This window comes from Acetobacter malorum, assembly GCF_002153605.1.
Lineage (GTDB): Bacteria > Pseudomonadota > Alphaproteobacteria > Acetobacterales > Acetobacteraceae > Acetobacter > Acetobacter malorum_A.
Genome location: NZ_JOPG01000018.1, coordinates 179,271 through 200,799, shown reverse-complemented (window position 1 = coordinate 200,799; position 21,529 = coordinate 179,271). Strand labels below are relative to the sequence as shown.

At 59.0% G+C, this 21,529-nt stretch carries 18 protein-coding genes; 6 read left to right on the top strand and 12 right to left on the bottom strand.

Annotation, left to right across the window (positions count from 1 at the left end):
* Nucleotides 1-396: 396 nt before the first annotated feature.
* Nucleotides 397-2,013 carry an efflux transporter outer membrane subunit gene (locus HK23_RS08980; RefSeq protein WP_086653669.1) on the bottom strand — a complete coding sequence of 539 codons (1,617 nt, stop codon included), beginning with the start codon at nucleotides 2,011-2,013 and terminating at the stop codon, nucleotides 397-399.
* 59 nt (nucleotides 2,014-2,072) lie between these two features.
* Between HK23_RS08980 and HK23_RS08975 the strand changes: the two genes are divergently transcribed.
* Nucleotides 2,073-2,744 carry a TetR/AcrR family transcriptional regulator gene (locus tag HK23_RS08975; protein ID WP_256940130.1) on the top strand — a complete coding sequence of 224 codons (672 nt, stop codon included), beginning with the start codon at nucleotides 2,073-2,075 and terminating at the stop codon, nucleotides 2,742-2,744.
* 107 nt (nucleotides 2,745-2,851) lie between these two features.
* Here HK23_RS08975 and HK23_RS08970 read toward each other — a convergent pair whose 3' ends face one another.
* From HK23_RS08970 to HK23_RS08945, 6 genes are all read right to left on the bottom strand, one after another.
* The gene (locus tag HK23_RS08970; protein ID WP_063907122.1) at nucleotides 2,852-3,775 is read right to left on the bottom strand and encodes an electron transfer flavoprotein subunit alpha/FixB family protein; all 924 of its coding nucleotides are present in this window, start codon (nucleotides 3,773-3,775) and stop codon (nucleotides 2,852-2,854) included.
* 2 nt (nucleotides 3,776-3,777) lie between these two features.
* Nucleotides 3,778-4,527, bottom strand: coding sequence for an electron transfer flavoprotein subunit beta/FixA family protein (locus HK23_RS08965; protein WP_062141284.1), 750 nt, complete (start codon nucleotides 4,525-4,527; stop codon nucleotides 3,778-3,780).
* A gap of 62 nt (nucleotides 4,528-4,589) precedes the next feature.
* On the bottom strand, nucleotides 4,590-6,227 hold the full coding sequence (locus HK23_RS08960) for an electron transfer flavoprotein-ubiquinone oxidoreductase (RefSeq protein WP_086653668.1): 1,638 nt from the start codon (nucleotides 6,225-6,227) through the stop codon (nucleotides 4,590-4,592).
* Nucleotides 6,228-6,365: 138 nt separating this feature from the next.
* Nucleotides 6,366-7,025: a 2OG-Fe(II) oxygenase gene (locus HK23_RS08955; RefSeq protein WP_086653667.1), complete on the bottom strand. Its 660-nt coding sequence runs from the start codon at nucleotides 7,023-7,025 to the stop codon at nucleotides 6,366-6,368.
* A 150-nt stretch (nucleotides 7,026-7,175) separates the two neighbouring features.
* Nucleotides 7,176-8,555 carry an oxygen-independent coproporphyrinogen III oxidase gene (gene hemN, locus HK23_RS08950; protein WP_086653666.1) on the bottom strand — a complete coding sequence of 460 codons (1,380 nt, stop codon included), beginning with the start codon at nucleotides 8,553-8,555 and terminating at the stop codon, nucleotides 7,176-7,178.
* Between the two features lie 4 nt (nucleotides 8,556-8,559).
* The gene (locus HK23_RS08945; RefSeq protein ID WP_143217527.1) at nucleotides 8,560-9,399 is read right to left on the bottom strand and encodes an OmpW/AlkL family protein; all 840 of its coding nucleotides are present in this window, start codon (nucleotides 9,397-9,399) and stop codon (nucleotides 8,560-8,562) included.
* Nucleotides 9,400-9,734: 335 nt separating this feature from the next.
* On the opposite strand from HK23_RS08945, the gene HK23_RS08940 reads away from it, so the two are divergent.
* Nucleotides 9,735-10,481: a Crp/Fnr family transcriptional regulator gene (locus HK23_RS08940; protein WP_063909133.1), complete on the top strand. Its 747-nt coding sequence runs from the start codon at nucleotides 9,735-9,737 to the stop codon at nucleotides 10,479-10,481.
* Here the strand turns inward: HK23_RS08940 and HK23_RS08935 are convergent.
* From HK23_RS08935 to HK23_RS08915, 5 genes are all read right to left on the bottom strand, one after another.
* Nucleotides 10,461-11,999, bottom strand: a complete 1,539-nt coding sequence (locus HK23_RS08935) for an efflux transporter outer membrane subunit (protein WP_086653665.1) — start codon at nucleotides 11,997-11,999, stop codon at nucleotides 10,461-10,463. The two genes, HK23_RS08940 and HK23_RS08935, sit on opposite strands and share 21 nt — an antisense overlap.
* The gene (locus tag HK23_RS08930) at nucleotides 11,996-15,085 is read right to left on the bottom strand and encodes an efflux RND transporter permease subunit (protein WP_063907117.1); all 3,090 of its coding nucleotides are present in this window, start codon (nucleotides 15,083-15,085) and stop codon (nucleotides 11,996-11,998) included. The genes HK23_RS08935 and HK23_RS08930 overlap by 4 nt, the downstream gene beginning before the upstream one ends.
* On the bottom strand, nucleotides 15,078-16,205 hold the full coding sequence (locus HK23_RS08925) for an efflux RND transporter periplasmic adaptor subunit (protein ID WP_063907116.1): 1,128 nt from the start codon (nucleotides 16,203-16,205) through the stop codon (nucleotides 15,078-15,080). Before HK23_RS08925 ends, HK23_RS08930 begins: the two co-directional genes overlap by 8 nt.
* Nucleotides 16,206-16,561: 356 nt before the next feature.
* Nucleotides 16,562-18,145, bottom strand: coding sequence for a Do family serine endopeptidase (locus tag HK23_RS08920; RefSeq protein WP_086653664.1), 1,584 nt, complete (start codon nucleotides 18,143-18,145; stop codon nucleotides 16,562-16,564).
* A 178-nt stretch (nucleotides 18,146-18,323) separates the two neighbouring features.
* Entirely contained in the window at nucleotides 18,324-18,797 is a 474-nt protein-coding gene (locus tag HK23_RS08915; protein WP_086653663.1) for a nucleoside deaminase, read from the bottom strand.
* A 279-nt stretch (nucleotides 18,798-19,076) separates the two neighbouring features.
* Between HK23_RS08915 and HK23_RS14765 the strand changes: the two genes are divergently transcribed.
* The 4 genes from HK23_RS14765 (at nucleotide 19,077) to rsmD (ending at nucleotide 21,447) form a co-directional block, all read left to right on the top strand.
* Complete coding sequence (locus HK23_RS14765) at nucleotides 19,077-19,205, top strand: hypothetical protein (protein ID WP_256940129.1); 129 nt, start codon at nucleotides 19,077-19,079, stop codon at nucleotides 19,203-19,205.
* A gap of 120 nt (nucleotides 19,206-19,325) precedes the next feature.
* Nucleotides 19,326-20,054, top strand: coding sequence for a gamma-glutamyl-gamma-aminobutyrate hydrolase family protein (locus HK23_RS08910; protein ID WP_086653662.1), 729 nt, complete (start codon nucleotides 19,326-19,328; stop codon nucleotides 20,052-20,054).
* Complete coding sequence (locus tag HK23_RS08905) at nucleotides 20,051-20,809, top strand: pseudouridine synthase (RefSeq protein ID WP_063907113.1); 759 nt, start codon at nucleotides 20,051-20,053, stop codon at nucleotides 20,807-20,809. Before HK23_RS08910 ends, HK23_RS08905 begins: the two co-directional genes overlap by 4 nt.
* Before the next feature lie 2 nt (nucleotides 20,810-20,811).
* The gene (gene rsmD / locus HK23_RS08900; RefSeq protein WP_086653661.1) at nucleotides 20,812-21,447 is read left to right on the top strand and encodes a 16S rRNA (guanine(966)-N(2))-methyltransferase RsmD; all 636 of its coding nucleotides are present in this window, start codon (nucleotides 20,812-20,814) and stop codon (nucleotides 21,445-21,447) included.
* Nucleotides 21,448-21,529: the final 82 nt, after the last annotated feature.

The following is a 21,529-nucleotide window of genomic DNA, read 5'->3' as shown; positions in this document are numbered from 1 at the left end:
AACAATCTAGCAGAACCAGAGGCCGCTGCCAACCGTCATCTCGTCCGGTGAAGCGGTTTCTAAGGGATCACCGACCACCCGTCAACACCATCCGACATAAAAACTTCAAAAAAGTACGTCTTAATTTTTAGACCGCACCAAAACCCCAGATTTCCGCCAGTTTTCAACGGGATAGGCGATTTATCCTGCTACCGAATCCCACCTAAACCCGCATGGAATCGTTTTTGAGAGTGGGCTCGCAGGATAAGAATGCCTGACTGAAAGGGATAACGCCCCTCCCCCTAAAGAGAGACCTGTTTCCAAGCCCCATTCCCCGTCTGATCTCCGCCTTACAAATGCAAAACCCCCGGCGTCTGCGACGCCGGGGGTTTTGAAGCAGACTGAGACAGTAAGCTTTTAGCTATGCTGTGTTGCCTTAGGTGTGGTTTTGCTGGCCTCGGGATAGGTCGTCTCCCACCCACCGCCCAGCGCATTATAGAGACGCACCAGATTATCCGAGATAACCGCCGTGCTGTCCGCAAGCTGCGTCTGAGACGATAGCAGACGACGCTCTGTATCCAGCACCTGCAGGAAGCTCTGCATACCGTGACGATACTGCTCCTGTGCCAGCTGCCAGGACCGCTGGTCTGCCGCCACCTGTGCCTTGAGGCTGAGATTGCGCTTCTGCTCGGCCTCATAGGCTGTCAGAGCATTATCCACCTCACTCCATGCCTTAAGCACAGTCTTCCGGTACCGGAGCGCTGCGGTTTTCTGAGAGGCTTTCTTCATTTCAAGCTGACCGGTCAGACGACCACCCTGAAAGATAGGTAGAGAGATAGACGGCCCGACATTCCATGTCCGGGCACTCCAGAACCCGAGGTCCCGGAACGAGAAGGACTGGAAGCCAAACCCGGCATCAATAGTTACTTTAGGATAGAAATCCGCTTCGGCCTGACCGACTTCCGCCGTTGCCGCATGCAGTTCAGCATCGGCTTCCCGAATATCAGGGCGTCTGCGCGCCAGCTCAGACGGCAGGCCCACCGGAACTGCTGCCGGAACCAGAGGAATAGAAGCCGTCTGCGTCAGTTCTGCATTCAGGCCACCCGGCGGCGCACCCATCAACAGATTGATGGCATTAATCTGCATAGCAATCCGCTGCTCATACTGCGGAATGCTGGAATTGGTACTTTCCACCTGTGAACGAGCACTCTCGACATCCAGTTCACTCACCAGTCCGCTCTTGTAACGGGCACTGCTAAGCTTGAGCATCTGGGTCGCGGCATCGCGGTTGGCGATAGTAATCCGTAGCTGCTCCTGAAGGCCGCGCAGTTCCATGTAGTCCCGCGCCAGTTCAGCCTGCCGGGCGATCAGAATACCGCGACGTTCTTCCATAGAGGCCGTCAGATAAGCCTTGGCGGCCTCATACTGCCGACGGACACGCCCCCAGAGATCAACCTCCCAGCTTGCCTGAAGCCCATCCTGCCACTGGTTGAGCAAAGGAATGGAGACATTGGCGGACTGGGAAGACAGGAGTGCGCCCATCCCTTCCGGTGCATTCTGCCCAATACGCTCCACAATACGGCTGAGCTGCTTACTGCTATACTGTGCGCGCTTATAAGAGCCTGATGCGGCAAGATCCGGGAAACGCTCAGCACCGGCAATCAGGAGTTGCCCGCGGCTGACGGCAAGCTGTTCCGTCGCCTGCAGGACATCAAGGTTTTCTGAGGCCAGACGTTTTTCAAGAGACGTCAGTTCCGGGTCCTGAAAAACTGACCACCATTCCGGGTCAGGCGCTTGTGTGCTAGGCACACTCAGAACGCGGGAAGCCCCTTCCAGCTTGGCATGCTGCCATTCTGCCGGAGTCCATGTGGCTGGCTTTTTGTAATCCGGGCCTACCATGCACCCACCCAGCGCTAAAGCCAGAACTATGGTGCCTGCCCCCGACACATACCGTTTCGCCACCTGATCGCTCCTAACGAAAGTCCGTATTCGTACTACCCGGTTCTTGCACTGACCGACCGGTTCGGTCAGCATGCCAAACTATCGTTTTTCAATGTTGCGTCAATCATCATACTTGGGAATAACACCACACAATGTCTGTCTCCCCCTCCAAGCCTGTGATGGTGACCCACCTCTGCACCGGAGAATCTGAGGCCAAGCGCCAGCAGATTCTGACCGGAGCAAAAGCCATTTTTGCCGCTCATGGCTTTGAAGGGGCCAGTATGTCCGCCATTGCGCGTGAGGCAGGCGTCTCCAAGGGCACGCTGTATAATTATTTTGCCAACAAGTGCGATCTGTTTGCTGCCTTTGTAGAAAAGAACTGCCGGGAAAAACTCGAAGTTCTGGCCCCGGTGCAGCAATTAAGCCAGTCTCCAGAAAAGACTCTGACAACTCTGGCCCGTGAGATTATCCGGCTGATTATCTCACCTGAAAGCCTGATGCTCTATCGGATTATTGTCTCCGAAGCGCCGCATTTCCCGCATCTGGCCACGACCTTCTGGCAGAGTGGCCCCAAAAGGGCGATTGAAACCCTGTCGGGCTGGATTGAAGGACAGGTGGCTCAGGGAACACTGAAGGTGGATGACCCTGTTTTTGCAGCGGAACAGTTCTTCTCACTTTGCCAGACGCGTATTGCGCACCGGAAGCGCTTCAACATGCCGTTTGAAAATGAAGCTGAAGACGAAGAAAAGGTGATTCACGCCGCAGTCCGCATGTTTCTGGCTGCCTATGGCGTCAAGGCTTCCGACGCTCCAGCAGCAGACTGATCAGTCTTACCGCATTTCAAAAAACAAAAAGCCTGTGCACTCCGGGGTCAGAGCACACAGGCTTTGCGCTGTAGCGGCCCGGAAATCCGGGCTGCAGAAACGAGAATTTAGTTCAGTGCCTCGGTCAGAGCGGGCACAATCTCGAACAGATCCCCCACAATGCCGTAATCGGCCACCTGGAAGATCGGCGCTTCCGGGTCTTTGTTGACGGCCACAATTACGCGGCTGTCTTTCATGCCGGCCAGATGCTGGATCGCGCCGGAAATACCGAACGCCAGATAGAGCTCCGGCGCCACGATCTTGCCGGTCTGCCCGACCTGGAATTCGTTCGGCACAAAGCCCGAATCCACAGCCGCACGGGATGCGCCGATAGCAGCACCCAGCTTGTCGGCCAGCGGCTCCAGAATGTGGAACTTTTCTTCGCTCTGAAGGCCACGACCACCAGAGACCACCACGCGGGCAGATTCCAGTTCCGGCCGCTCGGAATCGGACAGGTGAACCGCCACAAATTCCGAAACATTCGGGTTGGTTGCAGGTGCCACCGTTTCGATTGGAGCGGAACCGCCTTCTGCCGGAGCGGCATCAAACGCAGAGCCTCGCACCGTCAGAACCTTTTTGGCATCGGACGAGCGTACGGTCGCCAGTGCGTTCCCTGCATAAATCGGACGCACGAAGGTTTCGGCGTCGACAATGCTGACCACTTCCGGGATCGGCTGCACATCCAGCAGTGCGGCTGCACGCGGCAGCACGTTTTTACCAACGGCGCTGGCCGCAGCAACAATCTGGTCATACCCGCCAGCAAGCGAGACAATCAGAGCGGCCAGAGGCTCAGCCAGTTCATGCGCATACTGTGCATCGGCAGCATGCAGAACTTTGGCAACACCCGGAATAGCGGCTGCGGCCTGCGCTACGGCGGCATCACCCGCTACCAGCACATGCACGTCACCCAGCTGAGAGGCAGCCGTTACAGCAGAAAGGGCAGACTTTCTGATCCGGCCCTCTTCATGATCGAGAAGAACAAGAGCGGTCATGATCAGATCACCTTTGCTTCGTTACGCAGTTTTTCAACCAGCTCACCCACGGAGCCAACTTTCACGCCAGCCTGACGCTGCTGCGGTTCTGCTACGGACACCACAGTGAGACGGCGGGTCATGTCCACGCCAAGGTCTTCGGCCTTCAGCGTTTCTGTCGGCTTTTTGCGAGCCTTCATGATGTTGGGCAGAGAGGCATAGCGCGGTTCGTTCAGGCGCAGATCGGCCGTGACAACAGCCGGCAGAGCCAGAGAAACATCTTCCGTGCCGCCGTCGATTTCACGGCTGACCTTCACGCGGCCATCTGCAACTTCGACCTTACCGGCAAACGTGCCCTGACCCCAGCCGAGCAGACCAGCCAGCATCTGGCCGGTTGCGTTCATGTCATCATCAATGGCCTGCTTGCCAAGAATGAACAGACCCGGCTGCTCTTTCTCGTTAATGGCCTTCAGCACCTTGGCGACTGCCAGAGGTTCCGGGCTTTCTTCAGACAGAACCAGAATGGCGCGGTCTGCGCCCATGGCCATGGCGGTCCGCAGCGTGTCCTGTGCCTGCTGCACCCCGATGGAGACAACGACAACTTCAGACGCAACGCCCTTTTCCTTGAGACGCACTGCTTCTTCCACAGCGATCTCATCAAAGGGGTTCATCGACATCTTGACGCCAGTGGTTTCAACACCGCTGCCGTCCGCCTTAACACGCGGTTTGATGTTGTAATCAACAACCCGCTTTACAGGTACTACAATCTTCATGGCTTCTTTCGCTTGCAGACGCAGGATCGTTCAAACGTTGCTTACCGTACTTTGCAACAAAATCACATACCAGCAGGATAATTAGGACCGCCGCCGCCTTCGGGCACGGTCCAGTCGATATTCTGGGTCGGATCCTTGATGTCACAGGTTTTGCAATGCACGCAGTTCTGCGCGTTAATTTGCAGAGCAGGTGCTGTGGCTTCATCGACCACTTCGTACACGCCAGCCGGGCAATAACGGGCTTCCGGTGCACGGAACACATCCCAGTTAATCGTTTTCCACAGGGACGGATTGCGCAGGCGCAGATGCACCGGCTGATCTTCCTCATGGTTGGTCGCGGAGAGGAAGACGGAAGACAAGCGGTCAAACGTCAACGTGCCGTCCGGTTTGGGGTAGTTCGGCTTTTCACACAGGGCTGCGGCTTTCAAAGTTTCGTTGTCCTGATGCTTGAAATGCAGTGTCCACGGCGCACGGCCACGCAGAAGCATGGCGTCCAGCGCGGCATAGACTGCCCCGCCCTTCATGCCGAAATGTGCAAAAGCCGGACGGACATTGCGTGCTGTGCGCAGCTCTTCCCACAGCCAGCTGTCTTTAACGCGCTGCGTGAAGGAGCCGGGTTCAACCCGATCCGTCTGAATGGCCTCAACAACAGCTTCCGCCGCCAGCATGCCGGACTTCATGGCCGTATGCGTGCCCTTGATTTTGGGCATGTTCAGGAAACCCGCGGAATCGCCGATCAGTGCGCCACCGGGGAAGGTCAGACGCGGGATGGCCTGCAGACCGCCTTCTGAAAGGGCACGTGCGCCGTAGCTGACGCGACGGCCGCCTTCCAGATGCTTACGGAATGCCGGATGCAGTTTAAGGCGCTGCATTTCCTCAAACGGAGAAAGCCATGTGTTGGGATAGTCCAGCCCGACCACAAAGCCATAAGACACCAGGTTTTCACCAAAGTGATACAGCCACGCGCCACCATACGTATTGTCATCCAGCGGCCAGCCAAAGCTGTGCTGAACAAGACCGGGGCGGTGGTTTTCCGCCGGAATTTCCCAGACTTCCTTGATACCCAGCCCGTAGGTCTGCGGGTCCACGCCCTTGCGCAGGTCATAATGCGCCATGACCTGCTTGGTCAGGGAGCCACGGCAGCCTTCTGCAAACAGCGTGTAACGCCCGCGCAGTTCCATACCCGGCTGGTAATTGGGGCCTTCTGCGCCGTCTTTGGTGATGCCCATATCCCCGGTGGCCACACCAACCACACGGTTGTTCTCAATCAGGACTTCAGCGCCAGCAAAGCCGGGGTAGATTTCCACACCCAGCTCTTCCGCCTGCGTGGCCAGCCAGCGGCAGACTTCACCCAGACTGACAATATAATTCCCGTGATTGGCCATGTGCGGCATCAGCCGGTCCAGCATGGGCACGCGCAGGCTGCGGGTTTCGGTCAGATAGAGCATATCTTCTGACGTCACCGGTGTGTTCAGCGGTGCACCACGGTCCTGCCAGTCCGGCAGAAGCTCTGCCAGAGCCCGTGGCTCAATGACAGCACCGGAGACGATATGCGCCCCGATTTCGCTGCCTTTTTCAATCAGACAGACGCTCGTTTCCGGTGAAAGCTGGCGCAGGCGAATAGCCGCAGCCAATCCGGCCGGCCCGCCGCCAACTATGACGACATCAAACTCCATCGACTCACGCACAGATTCACTCATTCCCGTTCACAGCCCCCGTTGAGATCTCGGCGAGGCCTTCCTAAAGCCGATTTAACGCGGAATTGCAAAAAAACAGCCGCAGCAGACCCCGGATTCTGCCTGAAAATCCGTGTCTGGGGCCGTATTTTCTGCTCTGTTTCAGGCCGCAGGCGCTGCCACGCGGGGTCCAAAGGCCAGCTCATGCACTGCACGCCATGCTGGGTCGACAAAATTGACGATCAATGTCCGGCGGGTGCCTTCGATGGGCCGCTTAACAAACCCATGCCATGTCTTGTCTGACGGAATGAACAGCACGCCGGAATTGAACGCCCCAGAGGCCCGCGTGACGGACTTGCCGTCCGGCGACATAAGGTCCGTGCCCCATGCATGCTCTTTATCGTTTGTGGACAGCGAGATCAGCAGGGTGAGTCTTTTCGCCCCGATATCAGTATGCGGCTCCAGCCAGAAACCATCCGTGTCCAGACACAACTCCAGCCGCAGGGCGGAGTCTTCCAGTTCTGCACCACAGACGTCCTTGAACACTTTGCGCGCAGCCTCGCTATCCAGCAGGTGCGCCATCCGGTCCAGCCGTGCATCCTTCGCGCGGGTTGCGGGGTCCACAAACACACGGAACTTGTTACGGGTCTCACGGCGGCCGCCGACATCACCGGCCCGCGCGTCTTCACCCGGCTCCCATTCCAGCAAGGCATCGCAGGCGTCTGGTTCCAGAACGGACTCCAGCATCCAGTGCGTAAACGGGACCTGTGCAGGCTGCATGGTAGCCAGCTTTTCTGTCAAAGCGGGGGCGTCAGAACGCATCTGTTCTGTCCTTCAGCTGTGATGCGGGTTCCTGCCCTTAACGAGAATACCGTTCTTTTTTATGGCATTCGGGCGGGGAAAGTTCTCTCTCCATGCGCCAAAACACGCGCACGATCAACTGATGCCTGAACGAGCAAAGCCCGTGAAGGTTCAGAGCGCCGTGGCAAAACGGGGCTGAGGAGCGGCTCCGGGCACGGCTGAAGACAGGATCTTGCGGTGCGTATCAAACACGGCGGCCACATTCCGCAGGAAAGGCCGTCCGGCTTCCGTCACCCGCACGCAACTGCCGTCCAGCTGCACGAATCCATCCTGCACAAATGGCTTCAGAGCAGCATATTCTATTGAGAAATCATGCCCGGCAGCCGGACCTGCCTGAAGGTCCACCTGCATGGTGCACATCAGGTCTTCAATCAGACGGCCACGCAGTTTGTCTTCCGCCGTGCGGGCCACGCCACGGGCCACCGGCAACCCATCCTGATCCGCCAGAGCGCGGACATAGGGAGCAACTGCCGTAATGTTCTGGGTGTAACCGTCTGGCAACATGGAAATAGCGGACGCACCCATTCCCAGCAGCACGGTGGACGAATCGGTCGTATATCCCTGAAAATTCCGGTGGAGCGTCCCCGCCTGCGCGGCCTGAACCAGCGTATCGTCCGGCAGAGCGTAATGATCCAGCCCGATAGGCATGTACCCTTCGGCACACAAAACCTCTTCAATACGGGCACGCTGACGCAGCCGCTCGACGGGCGGCGGCAAGGCGTCTTCGGGGATCAGGCGCTGGCGCTTCTGCTTCCAAGGCACATGCGCATAGCCAAACACCGCCAGACGACTGGGCCGCAGGGACGCAATTTTACGCGCCGTCGCGGCAACGCTTTCTTCTGTCTGATACGGCAGGCCATAAATCAGATCGACATTCACGCCGGACACACCGGCAGCACGCACGGCGTTGATGCAGGCTTCGGTCTGGGCAAAAGACTGGTGCCGCCCGCAGGCTTCCTGCACCTTTTCCTCCAGATCCTGCACACCAAGGCTGATGCGCGTAAAACCGAGGTCACCCAGCAGTTCCGGGTACCCTGCCGGCACATGCCGGGGGTCCAGCTCCATTGCCAACTCGGCGCCCGGCTCAATCCTGAAAAACTGACGTACACTGCGCAACACCTGCCGGAGCGAGGCCGCAGGCAGCGTGGAGGGTGTTCCACCCCCAAACTGAAGATGTTTGACAGACCGCTGCGGACCCACCAGCGCTACAACGCGGCGCAGCTCCTCACGCAGCAGATCTCCGTAGGCCATACGCCCGTTTTCATGGCGCATGACGGATGTATTGCACCCGCAAAAGCGGCACAGTTCATCACAAAACGGAACATGGAAATAAAGAGAAACCGGCTCATCTGCCGGGAGGGCGCGCAGCCATTGTTCGGCCTGCGCAGGCCCGACCGCATCCGTAAAGCTGGCTGCGGTCGGATAGCTGGTGTAGCGCGGCAGGTTTCCGCCGTAACGGAGAACCAGATCAGATAAGGATACCGCGCTCATACCATTAGAACCGGTATGCGATACCAGCGGAAACCACGGTCGGGTCCAGAGATTCGTGCGCACGGACACGCAGCGTTTCTGCGGGGTTCTGAACCCATGCGTGCATACGGACAAACATCTGCTTGACGTCTGCGTTGAAGAACCAGTTACCAACCAGCTGATAGTCAAAGCCGGCATTGACGGACGGACCACCGGTGAAGCCGGAGTTCAGCTTGGTCAGACCCAGCGGGCTGCCAGCGTTGCCCTTCATGTTATGGAACCACATTGCCGTAACACCCACACCCACATATGGGTTGAAGCGCTTATGCGGACGGAAATGCCAGGCGAAGGTCAGCGTCGGCGGCAGCACCCAGGCGCTCCCGACGTCCAGCTTGCGCGGCCCACCCAGAGACGGGACATCGCTACCCAGAGCAGCCACTTCGTGACGGGTGCTGGTGGCAATCAGGTCAACAGAGATGTTGTCCGTCAGGAAGTATTCCAGCGTCAGCTCAGGCATGGCCTGATTGGTGGTGGACAGGTGCGTGTTGCGCATGGGGATGGTCGTGCCACCGGCATGCAGAGCCACGTTGCTATCACGGTCCTGCGGCAGAACGCCCACGCCGGACAGGCGGATCATGAAGTCACCCTTGCCCAGACCGATCTTGGTGCTGGCGCAGGTTTCAAAAATTCCGCAATGGCCACCGCCCGGACGGGGAGCAGACGGAATTTTGCTCATGACCGGAGCATTCACATAGGTGGCGTTCGGGGATGCCGGAGCAACAACCTGTGCCTGAGCAGCGGCCGTGCCGGAAATCGCAGCCACACCCGCCGCAAGGGCTGTAAATAAGGAACGAAGCTTGACCATACCTGTTACTCTTCCAACTGCGCTGTAAAGTTTATGAGTGGGGAGAAATCACGCGCAGAGGCCCGTCACCATGATTTAGATCAAACACGCACCATGATGAGCCGAAGAGTGTGTTATTTAAACCACAGCACAAAACACAACCCAGACATTCGTTTAAAACATCCTCGCGGCCAGAGATTTTTGAGAGCTGTCGTTGATTTATATCAACAATAACCTAATATTTACGAAAGATTTCCCTGACACAGGCTTTTCCGGATAATCCCTGCATCCGCAAGAGTCGGCTTTGCCGGACCCATACCTTCATGCCGCCTGCTTCTCTTTCACGGACACAGTCCATGCCTCTCAGGCGCAGGTTTACGCCTGAAGCCCGGACTGACCTTCATCGTTGTCTTGTCTGTGAAATTCGCGAACACAGCGTGTGCAACGGCATTGATGATTCTGAACTGGCCATTCTTGCTCAGGCTTCAAAACGGCTGACATTGCCGCCCGGCACAGCAATGATTGAAGAAGGCACGCCTGCGCTATCCTTCTTCAATGTGACAGCTGGAACCGTCAAACTGTTCAAATCCCTTCCGGATGGACGCCGCCAGATTACCGGCTTTGCTGATGTCGGCCATTTCCTTGGCCTCACCACAGCCAAGACCTATTCTTTTGGGGCCGAGACCGTGGATACGGTGCAGGTCTGCCGCTTTCTGCGCCCGCAGCTTGAAACCCTGCTGACGGACTATCCCCAGTTTGAACGCCGGCTTCTGGATGAAGTGACTGATGATCTGGCGGAAGCACAGGAACAGATGTTGCTGCTGGGCCGCAAAACTGCGCGCGAACGCGTTGCCAGCTTTCTGCTTAACCGCATGATGCCACCAGCCCCCTCCGGGCAGACCAAAACCGAAGGTTGTCTGGTTTCTCTGCCCATGACACGGGTGGATATTGCCGATTATCTGGGCCTGACCATTGAAACCGTCAGCCGGACCATCAGCGCACTCCGGCGCGAACAGACCATTACCGGCACCGATAATCACGGCATCCGGGTTCTGGCCGTCAACCGCCTTCGGGACCTCGCCTCAGGGCAGGATAGTCGCTAACCCTTTATCCGGGTGCCATGACGGTGTGCGCGGCGCATCCGGCTCCTTGCTGTTCCACCAGCCCCCACCCAAAGCCTGAAACAGCGCCACAGTATCGGACAGTCTGTCTGCTCTGGCCTGCGCCAGAGCCAGCTGGGCCTGAAGCTGCGTCTGCTGCGCCTGAAGCATGGCGACCTCACTCACATCCCCAAGCCGATACTGCGCCTGCGCTATATGCCAGCTCTCGGCGGCGGCCGTCGCCGCGGAGGCATTGGCACCTAATGCCGTGGCGTCAGAGCGAATGGCGGTCAGCGTATCTGCCACATCCTGCAAGGCCGCGATAATGGTGGTCCGATAATCCGCAGCAGCCTGATCATACTGGGCACGGGCGGCATGTTCCTGATGCCGCAGCAGGCCACCATCAAACAGCGGCTGGGTAATCATGGCAGCAATTTCCCACTGCCCGAACCCCGGGGAGGCCATCTGCGCGATGGATGCCGCCGCAAAACCCGGCGTTGCCCCAAGCTGCACGTTAGGCAGACGATTCGCCACAGCCACGCCGACCTGCGCACAGGCGGCATGCCAGTTGGCCTGTGCCGTGCGGATATCCGGGCGCTGTTCAATCAGGCGAGCAGGCAGGCTGACCGGCAACTCAACAGGCAGAGTGAGGCTATCCAGCGTAAATGCGGGCTCCGGCGCATCTGGCGGATCACCCACCAGAGCCGCAATCAGGTGCCGCTGCTGCTCAATCTGTTTTTGCAACGGGGCCAGAGTGGCTTCGTTCTGCGCCAGAGAGGCGCGCTGCATCGCCACATCATTGCGGGAAAACTGCCCAACCTGCTCCTGCCGCTCTGCCGAGGCGAGCAAGGTCCGCTGCACGGCTACCTGAGCCTGCGTCGCCTCCAGTTGAGCATTGAGTGCCGCGTAATCAATCGCTGCCTGCACGACGGAGGAGGTCAGTGTCAGATAAACCGCTTCCAGCTGGTCACGCTGGGCATCGCGCAGGGCTTTTGCAGCTTCCACCCCACGGCGCACGCCGCCCCATAAATCCGGCACATAGGAAATATTCAGCTGTGCCGTATGCACAGTGTAAAGCCACGCGTTGCTGTTTGGCACAGGCGAGTATGTGCGGGAGGTCTTGTTCCGTGTCGGGTTAAAGCTCCCGGAAATGGACGGATACAGCGCGCTCTGCTGGGCCAGACGGTTTTCATTGGCTGCTGCCAGCGCATCCCGCGCGGATTCCAGAGACGGATTCTGGTCCAGCGCACGCCGCACCAGCCTGTCCAGTTCTGGCGAGTGGAACAAAGCCCACCACTGCGCCGGAATATCCTGCCCCGGCTTAAAAACCTGAACCACGCTCTGCGGGCCAGCGGCCGCGGCTTCGGCGGAGCCTGCCACGGCTTGCGTGCTGTTGCCTTTCCCCGCCTGCCCATACTCGGTGGGAGCTGGCGGCGCAGGCTTTTTAAAGTCCGGCCCCACCGCACAGCCGCTCAGAGCCAGAGCAGTGGCGGCCCAGAGCATCAGCTTTTTTGTCATCATGGTGCAGGCTCCCGTGCAGCTGCCCGGCGCTCACACCACGCTTCCAGCTCGTAATAGAATGTCGGCAGGATAAACAGCGTCAGAATCGTCGCAATCCCCAGACCACCCACCACCACGGTCGCCAGACCGCGCTGCACGTCCGTGCCAATACCGGTTGCCATAGCCGCCGGCAGCATACCCATACTGGCGACAGTCGCCGTCATCAGCACAGGGCGGAATCGCTCACCCGCCCCTTCCAGCACGGCATTATACAGCGGCACGCCCTGTGACCGATGCCGGTTGATGTTGGAGATCATGATAATCCCGTTCTGCACGGCCACGCCAAACAGCGCGATAAAGCCAACAGCGGTCGCTACGTTCAGGGTTTCTCCCCGGACCTGGAGCGCGACCAGCCCACCCAGCAGAGCCAGCGGCACCACAGCCAGAATCAGCACGGCCTGCCGCAAAACACGGAATTCCGCAAACAGCAGAACCAGCATGACGACCAGCATGATACCGAGCGCCACACCCAGACGCGCCTGCGCACGCTGCTGCTGCTCAAACGCGCCAGCCCATTGCAGACGATACAGGCTGGAGTCGAAATGCACCTGTGCAGCAATTTTCTTCTGTGCTTCCGCCATATACTCGGACAGTGGCCGCTTGCCGTTATCCACCCGCAACGTGATCTGCCGTTCCGTCATTTCATGCGAGATTGTGCCTTCGCCCGTTTTCAGGCTGATCTGCGCCACCATTTCCAGCGGGATCTGCGCGCCATTGGCCGCCGTCAGCGGGAGATGCGCCAGAGAGCGCAGATTGCTGACCGTGGCCGGGGGCACCCGCACCGTCATGTTGTAAGTGCGGTCTGCAATATAGATCTGAGAAACCGGGCCATCACCAATCGCGTTGCCCACCACGGCCATGATGTCCGCAACAGAAATGCCGTAACGAGCTGCGGCAGCCCGGTTTGCAACAATATTCAGCTCCGGGATTTCCGGCTCCTGAAAAACCGAGGCTTCAGTCGTGCCCTTTACGGTTTTCAGAACATCGACAATCTGATTGCCAATCCGGCGAATTTCCCGCGCGTCATTGCCGTAAACACGCAGGACCAGCGCAGAATGTGCACCGCCAACCTGATCGTTCATGCCATCGGCAATTGGCTGGCTGATGCCAAAATCAATACCCGGAATTTTGGCCAGACGCTCATGCAGTTTGGCGACGAACTGCGCCTTTGTCTCACCATGCGGCCAGGTGTTGTAAGGCTTGAGGCCCACCGGCACTTCAATGTGTGAGGGTGTCCACGGGTCCGTGCCGGAATCGTTCCGGCCCAGCTGCGTTACGGCGTAAGAGGTTTCCGGGAACGTATAGATCGCGTGGCGCACCTCATCGGCCATCGCCCCGGCTTTTTCCAGTGAAAGACCCGAGGGCAGCTGAACCTGAAGCCACAAGGCCCCTTCATCCATTTCCGGCAGGAATTCCCGCCCGGTATTCATACCCAGCACCACCACCAGCACGAAGGCAATAGCTGCGCCGATATAGGCCAGAAGCGGGCGACGCATGGCATGAGCCAGACCGTCATGGTACAGGTGATGCAGTTTTTCCAGCGGCTTATTATGGAAGATCTTGTGCGGCTTGCGCATGGCCAGAAAGGCCAGCGAGGGCGTGAGCACAATGGCGCTGAGCAGCGCCCCCAGCAGCGCAAAGCTGACGGTAAAGGCCATAGGCCGGAACAGCCGCCCCTCCGCCCCTTCAAACGCAAAAAGCGGGCTATAGGCGACAATAATCACCAGCGTGGAAAATACGATCGCGCGGCCAACATGTTTGGTCAGCCCTTCCACATCATCAAGCGTCATAGTGTGGCCGGGCTCGGCTTCCCGCAGGCGCAGAATGGATTCCGTCACCACAATCGCGCCATCCACAATCACCCCGAAGTCAATCGCGCCGAGGGAGAACAGGTTGGCGGGCATGCCCAGCAAACTCATGATGAGAAAGACCGTCGCCAGTGCCAGCGGAATGGTCACTGCCGCCACCATCGCACTGCGCGGGCTGCCGAGGAAAAGAATGAGGATGACAAAAACCAGCCCCACACCTTCCAGAACCGTGTGTGTGACTTTCTCCGTAGTGGCATTCACCAGAACATCGCGGTCGATATAGGGCACAATCCGCACACCCTGCGGCTCCAGCTGCTTTTGCAGCTCCGCTACGCGGGCATGCAGCAGATTCAGCACCTTCGAGGCGTTCTCGCCCGAAACCATGCTAACAATGCCCTCAATGGTATCCGGGTTTCCGTTTTTCCCCAGAATACCTTCCCGCACCTGATGCCCCAGTTGCATGCGCCCCAGTTCCCGCAGGAAGACTGGCGTGCCGTCATGCTGGGTTACGGGAATATCGCCCATCTCATTCAGCGAGTGGATCATACCCACGCCACGCACAATGTAGGACTGCTCACCCCGCGCCACACGGCCACCACCAGCGTTCACGCTGCTGTTGGTAATGGCCGTCAGCACATCATTCACGCCGACATGAAAGCGATAGAGTGCTGCCGGGTCCAGCAACAGCTGATATTCCCGCGTAAAGCCGCCAAAGTTGTTGATGGCAGCCACACCCTGCACCTTGGTCAGAGCGGGCACGACAATCCAGCGCTGAATTTCAGACAACTGCATCAGATTCTGGCGGTCTGATTCCAGCGTGTAGCGATAGATTTCCCCCGACGGGCTGGTGACAGGCCCAAGGCTGGCCGTCACCCCCGGCGGCAGCGTGACCTGCGCCAGCTGTTCCGTCACGCGCTGGCGGGCCGCATAAACATTCACGCCATCACGGAAAATCAGATTGATAAGCGAGAGGCCAAACGTGCTGCTGGAACGGCTGTTAGCCAGCCCCGGCGTGGCCGCAAGCTGGCGTTCCAGCGGAATGGTGATCTGCTGTTCGACTTCCTCCGCCGCCAGCCCGGAACTTTGAGTTGTGACCTGAACGGACACAGCCCCAAGGTCGGGATAGGCCTCAACCGGAAGATCTTTCCACGCCCAGCCGCCCCACAGGGCCAGTACAGCCATAGCCACAAAAACAATCCGGCGCTCCCGCAGGCAGGCCGCAATAATCCGTTCAATCATCGTTCAGCAAAACCCCACCGCGCGTCACGATGCGGTCTCCGGCGCTCAGGCCGCTCAGAACTCGTGTATCTTCGCCTTCGTCGTAGGAAATACCGACCTTGCGCCGCTTGAATGTCCAGGGCGCGGTTTCCACAAACACGGTCACGTTGTCATTATTCATCAACAGGGCCGACTGCGGCACCATCAGCCCGGGCGGCTGCTTGAGCTGAATATTGACCGTTGCGAACATGTTGGGATGCAAATCTTCATCCGGGTTGGGCAGTGGAATCATGGCGCGCAGGCGGCGCGTTTCGGGCCGCAGATCCGGCTCAACGGTGGCGATTTCCCCATACAACACAACTCCGTCCCGCGCGGGCAGCGTGAGGGAAACGGACTGACCGATATGAATCTGGTCCACATCGGCTTCCGGCACATCGGCCACCGCCCAGATTTCCGAAAGGTCTTCCACACTCAGCAGGGGCGCTGTGATGTCCGTCACATTCTGGCCGGGTGCCATGCTGACAGCAGACACCACGCCATCCACCGGAGAGCGCAGGACAAGCTTGCCACCAGCCGCGGCAGCATCATCAAAAGATGCCAGACGGTCCTGCGCCCGGCGCTCCTCCGCCTGCGCCTGCACCAGCGCAGCCCGTGCGGCCTCAACATCCCGCGTGGCGGCTCCACCAGCCTGCTTGACCTGCTGGGCCCGCGCCATGGCAGCCTGCGCCAGCACCAGTCCGGCGCGTGCCTTTTCCTCATCCGTCGTGGCCTGCGCCATATCTCCAGCAAGGAGCGTCGCCAGCGGCTGACCGTGCCTGACATGCTGACCGGGCACGACGCTCAGCGCCATGATGCGCCCGGTAACAGGAGCCAGAATTGGCACCTGCCGGGCCGGCTCCGTCACAATGGCACCGGGAACAGAAAGGGTATCCTTCGGGACAACAACCTTGACGGCCTCAACCTCCAGCCGTTTCCGTAACGGAGAGCCTTCCGGCACGCTCAGGCTCCCATCCTGCCCCACAAGCAGCGGTGTTTTCTCCGCCCATGCCGAAGCATTCGCCAGACACAGGAGAGCACAAAGAAGGCCAAAGACGCCCCGACCCGCACGCACGCGCATACGCAACCCCTGTCCGGCTCGCATTACGCAACCCTGCACGGCAGATCAGAAAAATGAGTGAGTGTCATCGGGCGGATCGCTCCCACTTTATGAATACGCAGGAGATACCCGCTCAGGACCAAAGCAAACAAGCCCCGAGTCTGGAGCATAGCTTTATTGCATTTGAGGTATTAAGCCGATTTATCTAAAAATTTCACCTGCAACACATTGAATTTAATAAAAATTTTACAATGCTTCTTGGCTTTCAGCGCTCTTCAAAGGACGTTTTTGGATTTTTTAGAAGTAATATCATCGTGAAAAACAAAAAAAGCTGGCCCTTTGCAGAGCCAGCTTTTTACGAGACGGAGCCTGATGCCCGGTCTTAGATGAATAAAACCATCTTACTGGTCGTCATCATCCCCACCGTTAGAAGAAGAGGAATCGTACCCATCCCCCGTACCATCCGGGGAAATGGCGATGAACAGAGACTGCCCATCCCGCAGCACCCGGAGCAGAACGGGCTTTTTAGCGGCCAGCGCTCCACGCACAGCCGTCACCGCAGCACGCGGCGAATCCACATTCTGATTGCTGACGGACTGGATCACATCGCCAGGGCGAATACCGGCCTGATCCGCCGGAGAACCGGGCTGCACATCATTCACGACCACGCCGTGCACATCACTGCCCAGACCGAGCTGGCGACGGATATCGCCACTCAGCGGCGTGAGCGACACACCCAGATGCTGGCCAGAGGACGCGCTGCCCTCAATCCCACCATCGTTGGAGGCTTTGGCAAGGTTGCCAATTTTGACCGTCAGCGTCTGCGGCTTGCCGCCGCGCAGATAGCCAATTTTGGCGTCCGTGCCCGGAGCTACAGACGCAACCCGTACCGCCAGATCATGCGGAGAAGCGACTTTCTGACCATTAAAATCGGTCACAACGTCTTCCGCCTTCAGGCCAGCCTTTTCTGCCGGGCTGTCCGGGCTGGTGCTGGCCACCAGCGCACCGGCGGGCGGCGCACCCGGAGCAGGAACCGGCATGTTCAGAGCTTTGGCCATAGCCGGGGAAATCACCTGAGCATTCACGCCCAGATACCCGCGGACCACATGACCAGTCTTGCGGAGCTGATCTGTCACGCTGCGTACCGTGTCAGACGGAATAGCGAAGCCGATCCCGATAGACCCGCCGCCGGAGGGCGAGAGAATGGCGGTATTGACCCCCACCACCTTGCCATCCTGCGTGAACAGCGGCCCACCGGAGTTACCGCGATTGATGGGGGCATCAATCTGGATGAAGTTGTCGTACGGCCCTTCATTAATGTCACGCCCACGGGCGGAGACGATGCCGGCGGTCACAGTACCACCCAGACCATACGGGTTACCCACGGCCACAACCCATTCACCGGGCTGCACATCATCAGATTCACCCAGTTCAATAAAGGGCAGCTTCTGGGACGATGTAACTTTCAGGAGCGCCAGATCGGTCTTGCCATCACGGCCGATAATCTTGGCAGGCAGCGTGGTGCCATCATCCAGCGTGACAGTGACCTTGGTGGCGCCTTTCACCACATGGTTGTTGGTCACCACGTAGCCATCGGCAGAGATCAGAAAGCCAGACCCGCGGGCTTCAATCTGCTGGCGGGACTGCTGGGGAGCCATCTGGAACGGGAAGGGGAAAGGAAAGGGCATGCCGCCCATACCACCCATTCCGCCCATGCCACCGCCTTCACCCTCAACAGCATCAGCCTTGATCATAGAGGTAATGGAGACAACGGCAGGTTTGACCTGTTTGACCAGATTCACAAAGTTTGGAAGCGTCTGGACCGGGCTGCTCGGTTTGATGGCCCCGGCATCCTCAGCATAGGCGGCGTGGAAGCCCACCGGTCCTGTGCCCATCGTCCCTACAAAGGCTGCACCAGCCAGAAGGGCCAGAAGTGTCTTGCGGCTAGTCCGCCCGAAAAACTTGGATACAGATTTTTCCGACATCACGATTCCGACTGTTCCCTTAAACTCTTGCCAACAGGGTCAATCCCCGCCGGGGCGCATGGTTCAGACCATCAGGCCAGATATCATACGCTTCTGCGGTTAACATGGTTCCTTGATCACAAAAACAAAAGGTCAGCGGGTCACAACACCCTCACTTATCTTACACTTGTCATATGCTTCAGGACGCAGAAGACACCTCGCCTTCCCGCTCCCGCAACGTCTGAAAAAAGGTTTTGAGCAACGCAGCGGAGTCGCGCTCCCGCACCCCGCCGATAATTTCGGGCCGATGTAACGCCTCCGCCCGAAACGGCAGACGCGGCCCGTGCTCCACACCGCCCCCTTTCGGGTCATACGCCCCAAACAGCACCCGCCCGACGCGGAAATGCGCCAGCGCCGCCGCACACATGGGGCACGGCTCCAGTGTGACCACCAGCGTGCAATCCGCCAGCCTTTGGCCACCCCGCGCTGCGGTTGCCGCACGCATAACCAGCATCTCCGCATGGGCTGAGGGGTCATGCAGTTCTTCCACACGGTTACCCGCCTGCGCCAGCACAGCGCCATCCGGCCCCAGCAGAACAGCGCCGACAGGAACTTCCCCTCTCTGCGCTGCGTTGTGCGCCTCGCACAGCGCCAGTTCCATCCCGTTTTTCATCGGTGTGTGCCTCTTTCCGCCCCTGTTGGCCGTGCCGCAAACCGGCTTAGTCTCTCTGCTAAAAGGAGAAACTCACCAAATATTTCAAGCCTCACTCGCCTTGCGGCAAAATCCGTCTTTTTGCCTTATTTCAAACAGTCGTTTTTCCTTGCAAAAGCGCGATCTTCTCTGTCATCATGCCTTATAGATGCCATGATCTGTTCTGTAACAGACCGCTGGCTCACACCATTGTTGTCAGGGAAGTCTGCCCTAACCCAGATAGCGGAAAGGATTAGTACAATGCACAGTCTGTCTCTCATCCTCGCCGCCGCTGCGATCGGCCTCGGCCTTGCCGTTGTAGACCGGACGGGAAATGAACCCACAGCAGCAGCCTCCCACGTCCAGCGGGTTTCTCTGCTTCCGGGTTGATGTCTGCGGTCTTTCTGCCGTTTTCAGAAGACGTTTGTGTTTATCCCCGTGCAAACCGTCGCCGGGTGTGGCACCTGATACGCTTCATCCGGCTTTTTCTGAAAAAAGACACCCGAGTTCATGACTGCACGCCGCCCCGTTATCGGCATTACGCTTGACCATGAGGCGGGCGGACCAGACCGCTATTCCCGATTCCCCTGGTATGCGCTGCGGGAAAACTATATGTCCGCCGTTGCAACGGCAGGTGGCTTGCCGGTGGCTCTGCCTCTTTTCCCGCAGCTTGCCCCGGAGTATCTCGACCACATTGACGGGCTGCTGATTACCGGCGGCGCGTTTGATATTGATCCCGCCCTGTACGGCGAGGCCGACCGCCATAGCAGCGTGACCCTCCGCCCGGTCCGTACACAAGCCGAGCAGGCTTATCTGGCTGGCGCCATGCAATGCAAAATGCCGGTTCTGGGCATTTGTGGCGGCATGCAGCTGCTGGCGGTAGCCCTTGGCGGCACGCTGATCCAGCATATCCCAGACGCCTGCCCCACAGCCCTCCCGCACGAGCAACCTAATCCACGTGATGAAGCCAGCCATGCTGTGCATCTGGAGCCGGATACGCTGCTGTCCCGCTGCGTAGGGCGACACCGGATGGCCGTTAATTCCTCCCATCATCAGGCCGTGCGCACACCCGGACGCGGGATTATCAATGCCGTGGCAGAAGATGGACTGATTGAGGGGGTGGAAGACCCTACCCTTCCGTTTTGCCTTGGGGTGCAATGGCATCCGGAATTTGGCATAGACCCGGGTGACCGGAGCATTTTTAGCGCCTTTGTACAGGCAGCAGGAGAACAAGAGTGACGCAGGAAACGCGTGGAGAACGCATCGCCAAATGGCTGGGCCGGACGGGTGTTGCCAGCCGGCGTGATGCCGAGCGGATGATTGAAGAAGGACGGGTGAAGCTGAATAACCAGCCCGTTACGCATCCCGCCACGTTTGTCACTTCCGACGACATTGTGCAGGTGGACGGCAAAATTGTGGACCAGCCCCAGCGCACCCGCCTGTGGCGCTACCACAAGCCGGACGGACTGGTGACGACGCATAAGGACCCGGAAGGCCGCCCGACTGTTTTTGCCTCGCTGCCGGAAGGCATGCCGCGCGTCATCAGCGTCGGTCGGCTGGATCTGAACAGTGAAGGTCTGCTGCTGCTGACCAACGATGGCGAACTGGCCCGCCGGCTGGAACTGCCGACCAACGGCTGGCTGCGGCGCTACCGCGTGCGCGTGTTTGGTGTGGTGGATGAGGCCCGTCTGGCCTCCCTCGCCAACGGCAGTGTATTTGAAGGCGTGCGCTATGGACCGATTGAAGCCGGTCTCGATTCCCGCAAGGGCGATAACGCCTGGCTCACTGTCTCTCTGCGTGAAGGCAAGAATCGCGAAATCCGTAAGGTGATGATGGGGCTGAACTTGCATGTCAGCCGCCTGATTCGCACCAGCTACGGCCCCTTCCAGCTGGGCACCCTGCAACGGGGCGAGCTGGAAGAAGTGCCCGGCAAGATCCTGCGTGAGCAGATGCCCAGAGCCCCGGAAAAAACTGCTGGCAAGAAGGCCCGCTAACCATGCGGATTATTGCAGGGGCTCGCAAAGGCCAGATGCTGGCCGCGCCATCCGGCACCACAACCCGCCCGACGGCGGACCGGGTGCGGCAGGCACTCTTCGACATCCTGTTGCATGCCCCATGGGGCGGCCCGGACCTGCTGACCAATGCCCGCGTGCTGGATGTGTTTGCGGGTACCGGCGCGCTCGGGCTGGAAGCGCTCTCCCGCGGAGCAGAGCACGCCACGTTTTTTGAGAATGACCGCGCGGCCCTCTCCGCCCTGCGCACCAATATTGCCGGCTGCAAGTGGGAGGACCGGAGCAAGGTCATCCCCCGGGATGTCACCAAACCCACGCGCGCTCCGGCACCCTGCTCTCTGCTGTTTCTGGACCCGCCCTACCGTCAGGATCTGCCTGCCCGCACGCTGGCCGCCCTGCATGCACAGGGATGGATTGCCCCCGGCGCCATTGCAGTGATTGAAACCGCCGCGCAGGAACCACTGCCGCTGCTGCAAAAAAATGCGGACGGCACGACAATTCTGCCGGAGGTACAGCCAGTTGGCGATGATGAAGAGGCACCGCCTCTCCCGGCCTATGCTGGCACATTGCTGGCGGAACGACGGCATGGGGCAGCGCGTCTTACTGTCTGGCAGCTGTAAGCGCGGGCAGAAGCCATTTTACAGATTAGAACTAACGGAGAACTGGCGGGCAGCGCAGGAGTGCGCTACACGAACTGGATAC

Excerpts from the sequence above, each read along its gene's own strand:
- HK23_RS08980 (WP_086653669.1), bottom strand. The coding sequence starts at position 2,013 with ATGCTGACCGAACCGGTCGGTCAGTGCAAGAACCGGGTAGTACGAATA.
- HK23_RS08975 (WP_256940130.1), top strand. The coding sequence starts at position 2,073 with ATGTCTGTCTCCCCCTCCAAGCCTGTGATGGTGACCCACCTCTGCACC.
- HK23_RS08970 (WP_063907122.1), bottom strand. The coding sequence starts at position 3,775 with ATGACCGCTCTTGTTCTTCTCGATCATGAAGAGGGCCGGATCAGAAAG.
- HK23_RS08965 (WP_062141284.1), bottom strand. The coding sequence starts at position 4,527 with ATGAAGATTGTAGTACCTGTAAAGCGGGTTGTTGATTACAACATCAAA.
- HK23_RS08960 (WP_086653668.1), bottom strand. The coding sequence starts at position 6,227 with ATGAGTGAATCTGTGCGTGAGTCGATGGAGTTTGATGTCGTCATAGTT.
- HK23_RS08955 (WP_086653667.1), bottom strand. The coding sequence starts at position 7,025 with ATGCGTTCTGACGCCCCCGCTTTGACAGAAAAGCTGGCTACCATGCAG.
- hemN (WP_086653666.1), bottom strand. The coding sequence starts at position 8,555 with ATGAGCGCGGTATCCTTATCTGATCTGGTTCTCCGTTACGGCGGAAAC.
- HK23_RS08945 (WP_143217527.1), bottom strand. The coding sequence starts at position 9,399 with ATGGTCAAGCTTCGTTCCTTATTTACAGCCCTTGCGGCGGGTGTGGCT.
- HK23_RS08940 (WP_063909133.1), top strand. The coding sequence starts at position 9,735 with ATGCCTCTCAGGCGCAGGTTTACGCCTGAAGCCCGGACTGACCTTCAT.
- HK23_RS08935 (WP_086653665.1), bottom strand. The coding sequence starts at position 11,999 with ATGATGACAAAAAAGCTGATGCTCTGGGCCGCCACTGCTCTGGCTCTG.
- HK23_RS08930 (WP_063907117.1), bottom strand. The coding sequence starts at position 15,085 with ATGATTGAACGGATTATTGCGGCCTGCCTGCGGGAGCGCCGGATTGTT.
- HK23_RS08925 (WP_063907116.1), bottom strand. The coding sequence starts at position 16,205 with ATGCGAGCCGGACAGGGGTTGCGTATGCGCGTGCGTGCGGGTCGGGGC.
- HK23_RS08920 (WP_086653664.1), bottom strand. The coding sequence starts at position 18,145 with ATGTCGGAAAAATCTGTATCCAAGTTTTTCGGGCGGACTAGCCGCAAG.
- HK23_RS08915 (WP_086653663.1), bottom strand. The coding sequence starts at position 18,797 with ATGAAAAACGGGATGGAACTGGCGCTGTGCGAGGCGCACAACGCAGCG.
- HK23_RS14765 (WP_256940129.1), top strand. The coding sequence starts at position 19,077 with ATGCACAGTCTGTCTCTCATCCTCGCCGCCGCTGCGATCGGCCTCGGC.
- HK23_RS08910 (WP_086653662.1), top strand. The coding sequence starts at position 19,326 with ATGACTGCACGCCGCCCCGTTATCGGCATTACGCTTGACCATGAGGCG.
- rsmD (WP_086653661.1), top strand. The coding sequence starts at position 20,812 with ATGCGGATTATTGCAGGGGCTCGCAAAGGCCAGATGCTGGCCGCGCCA.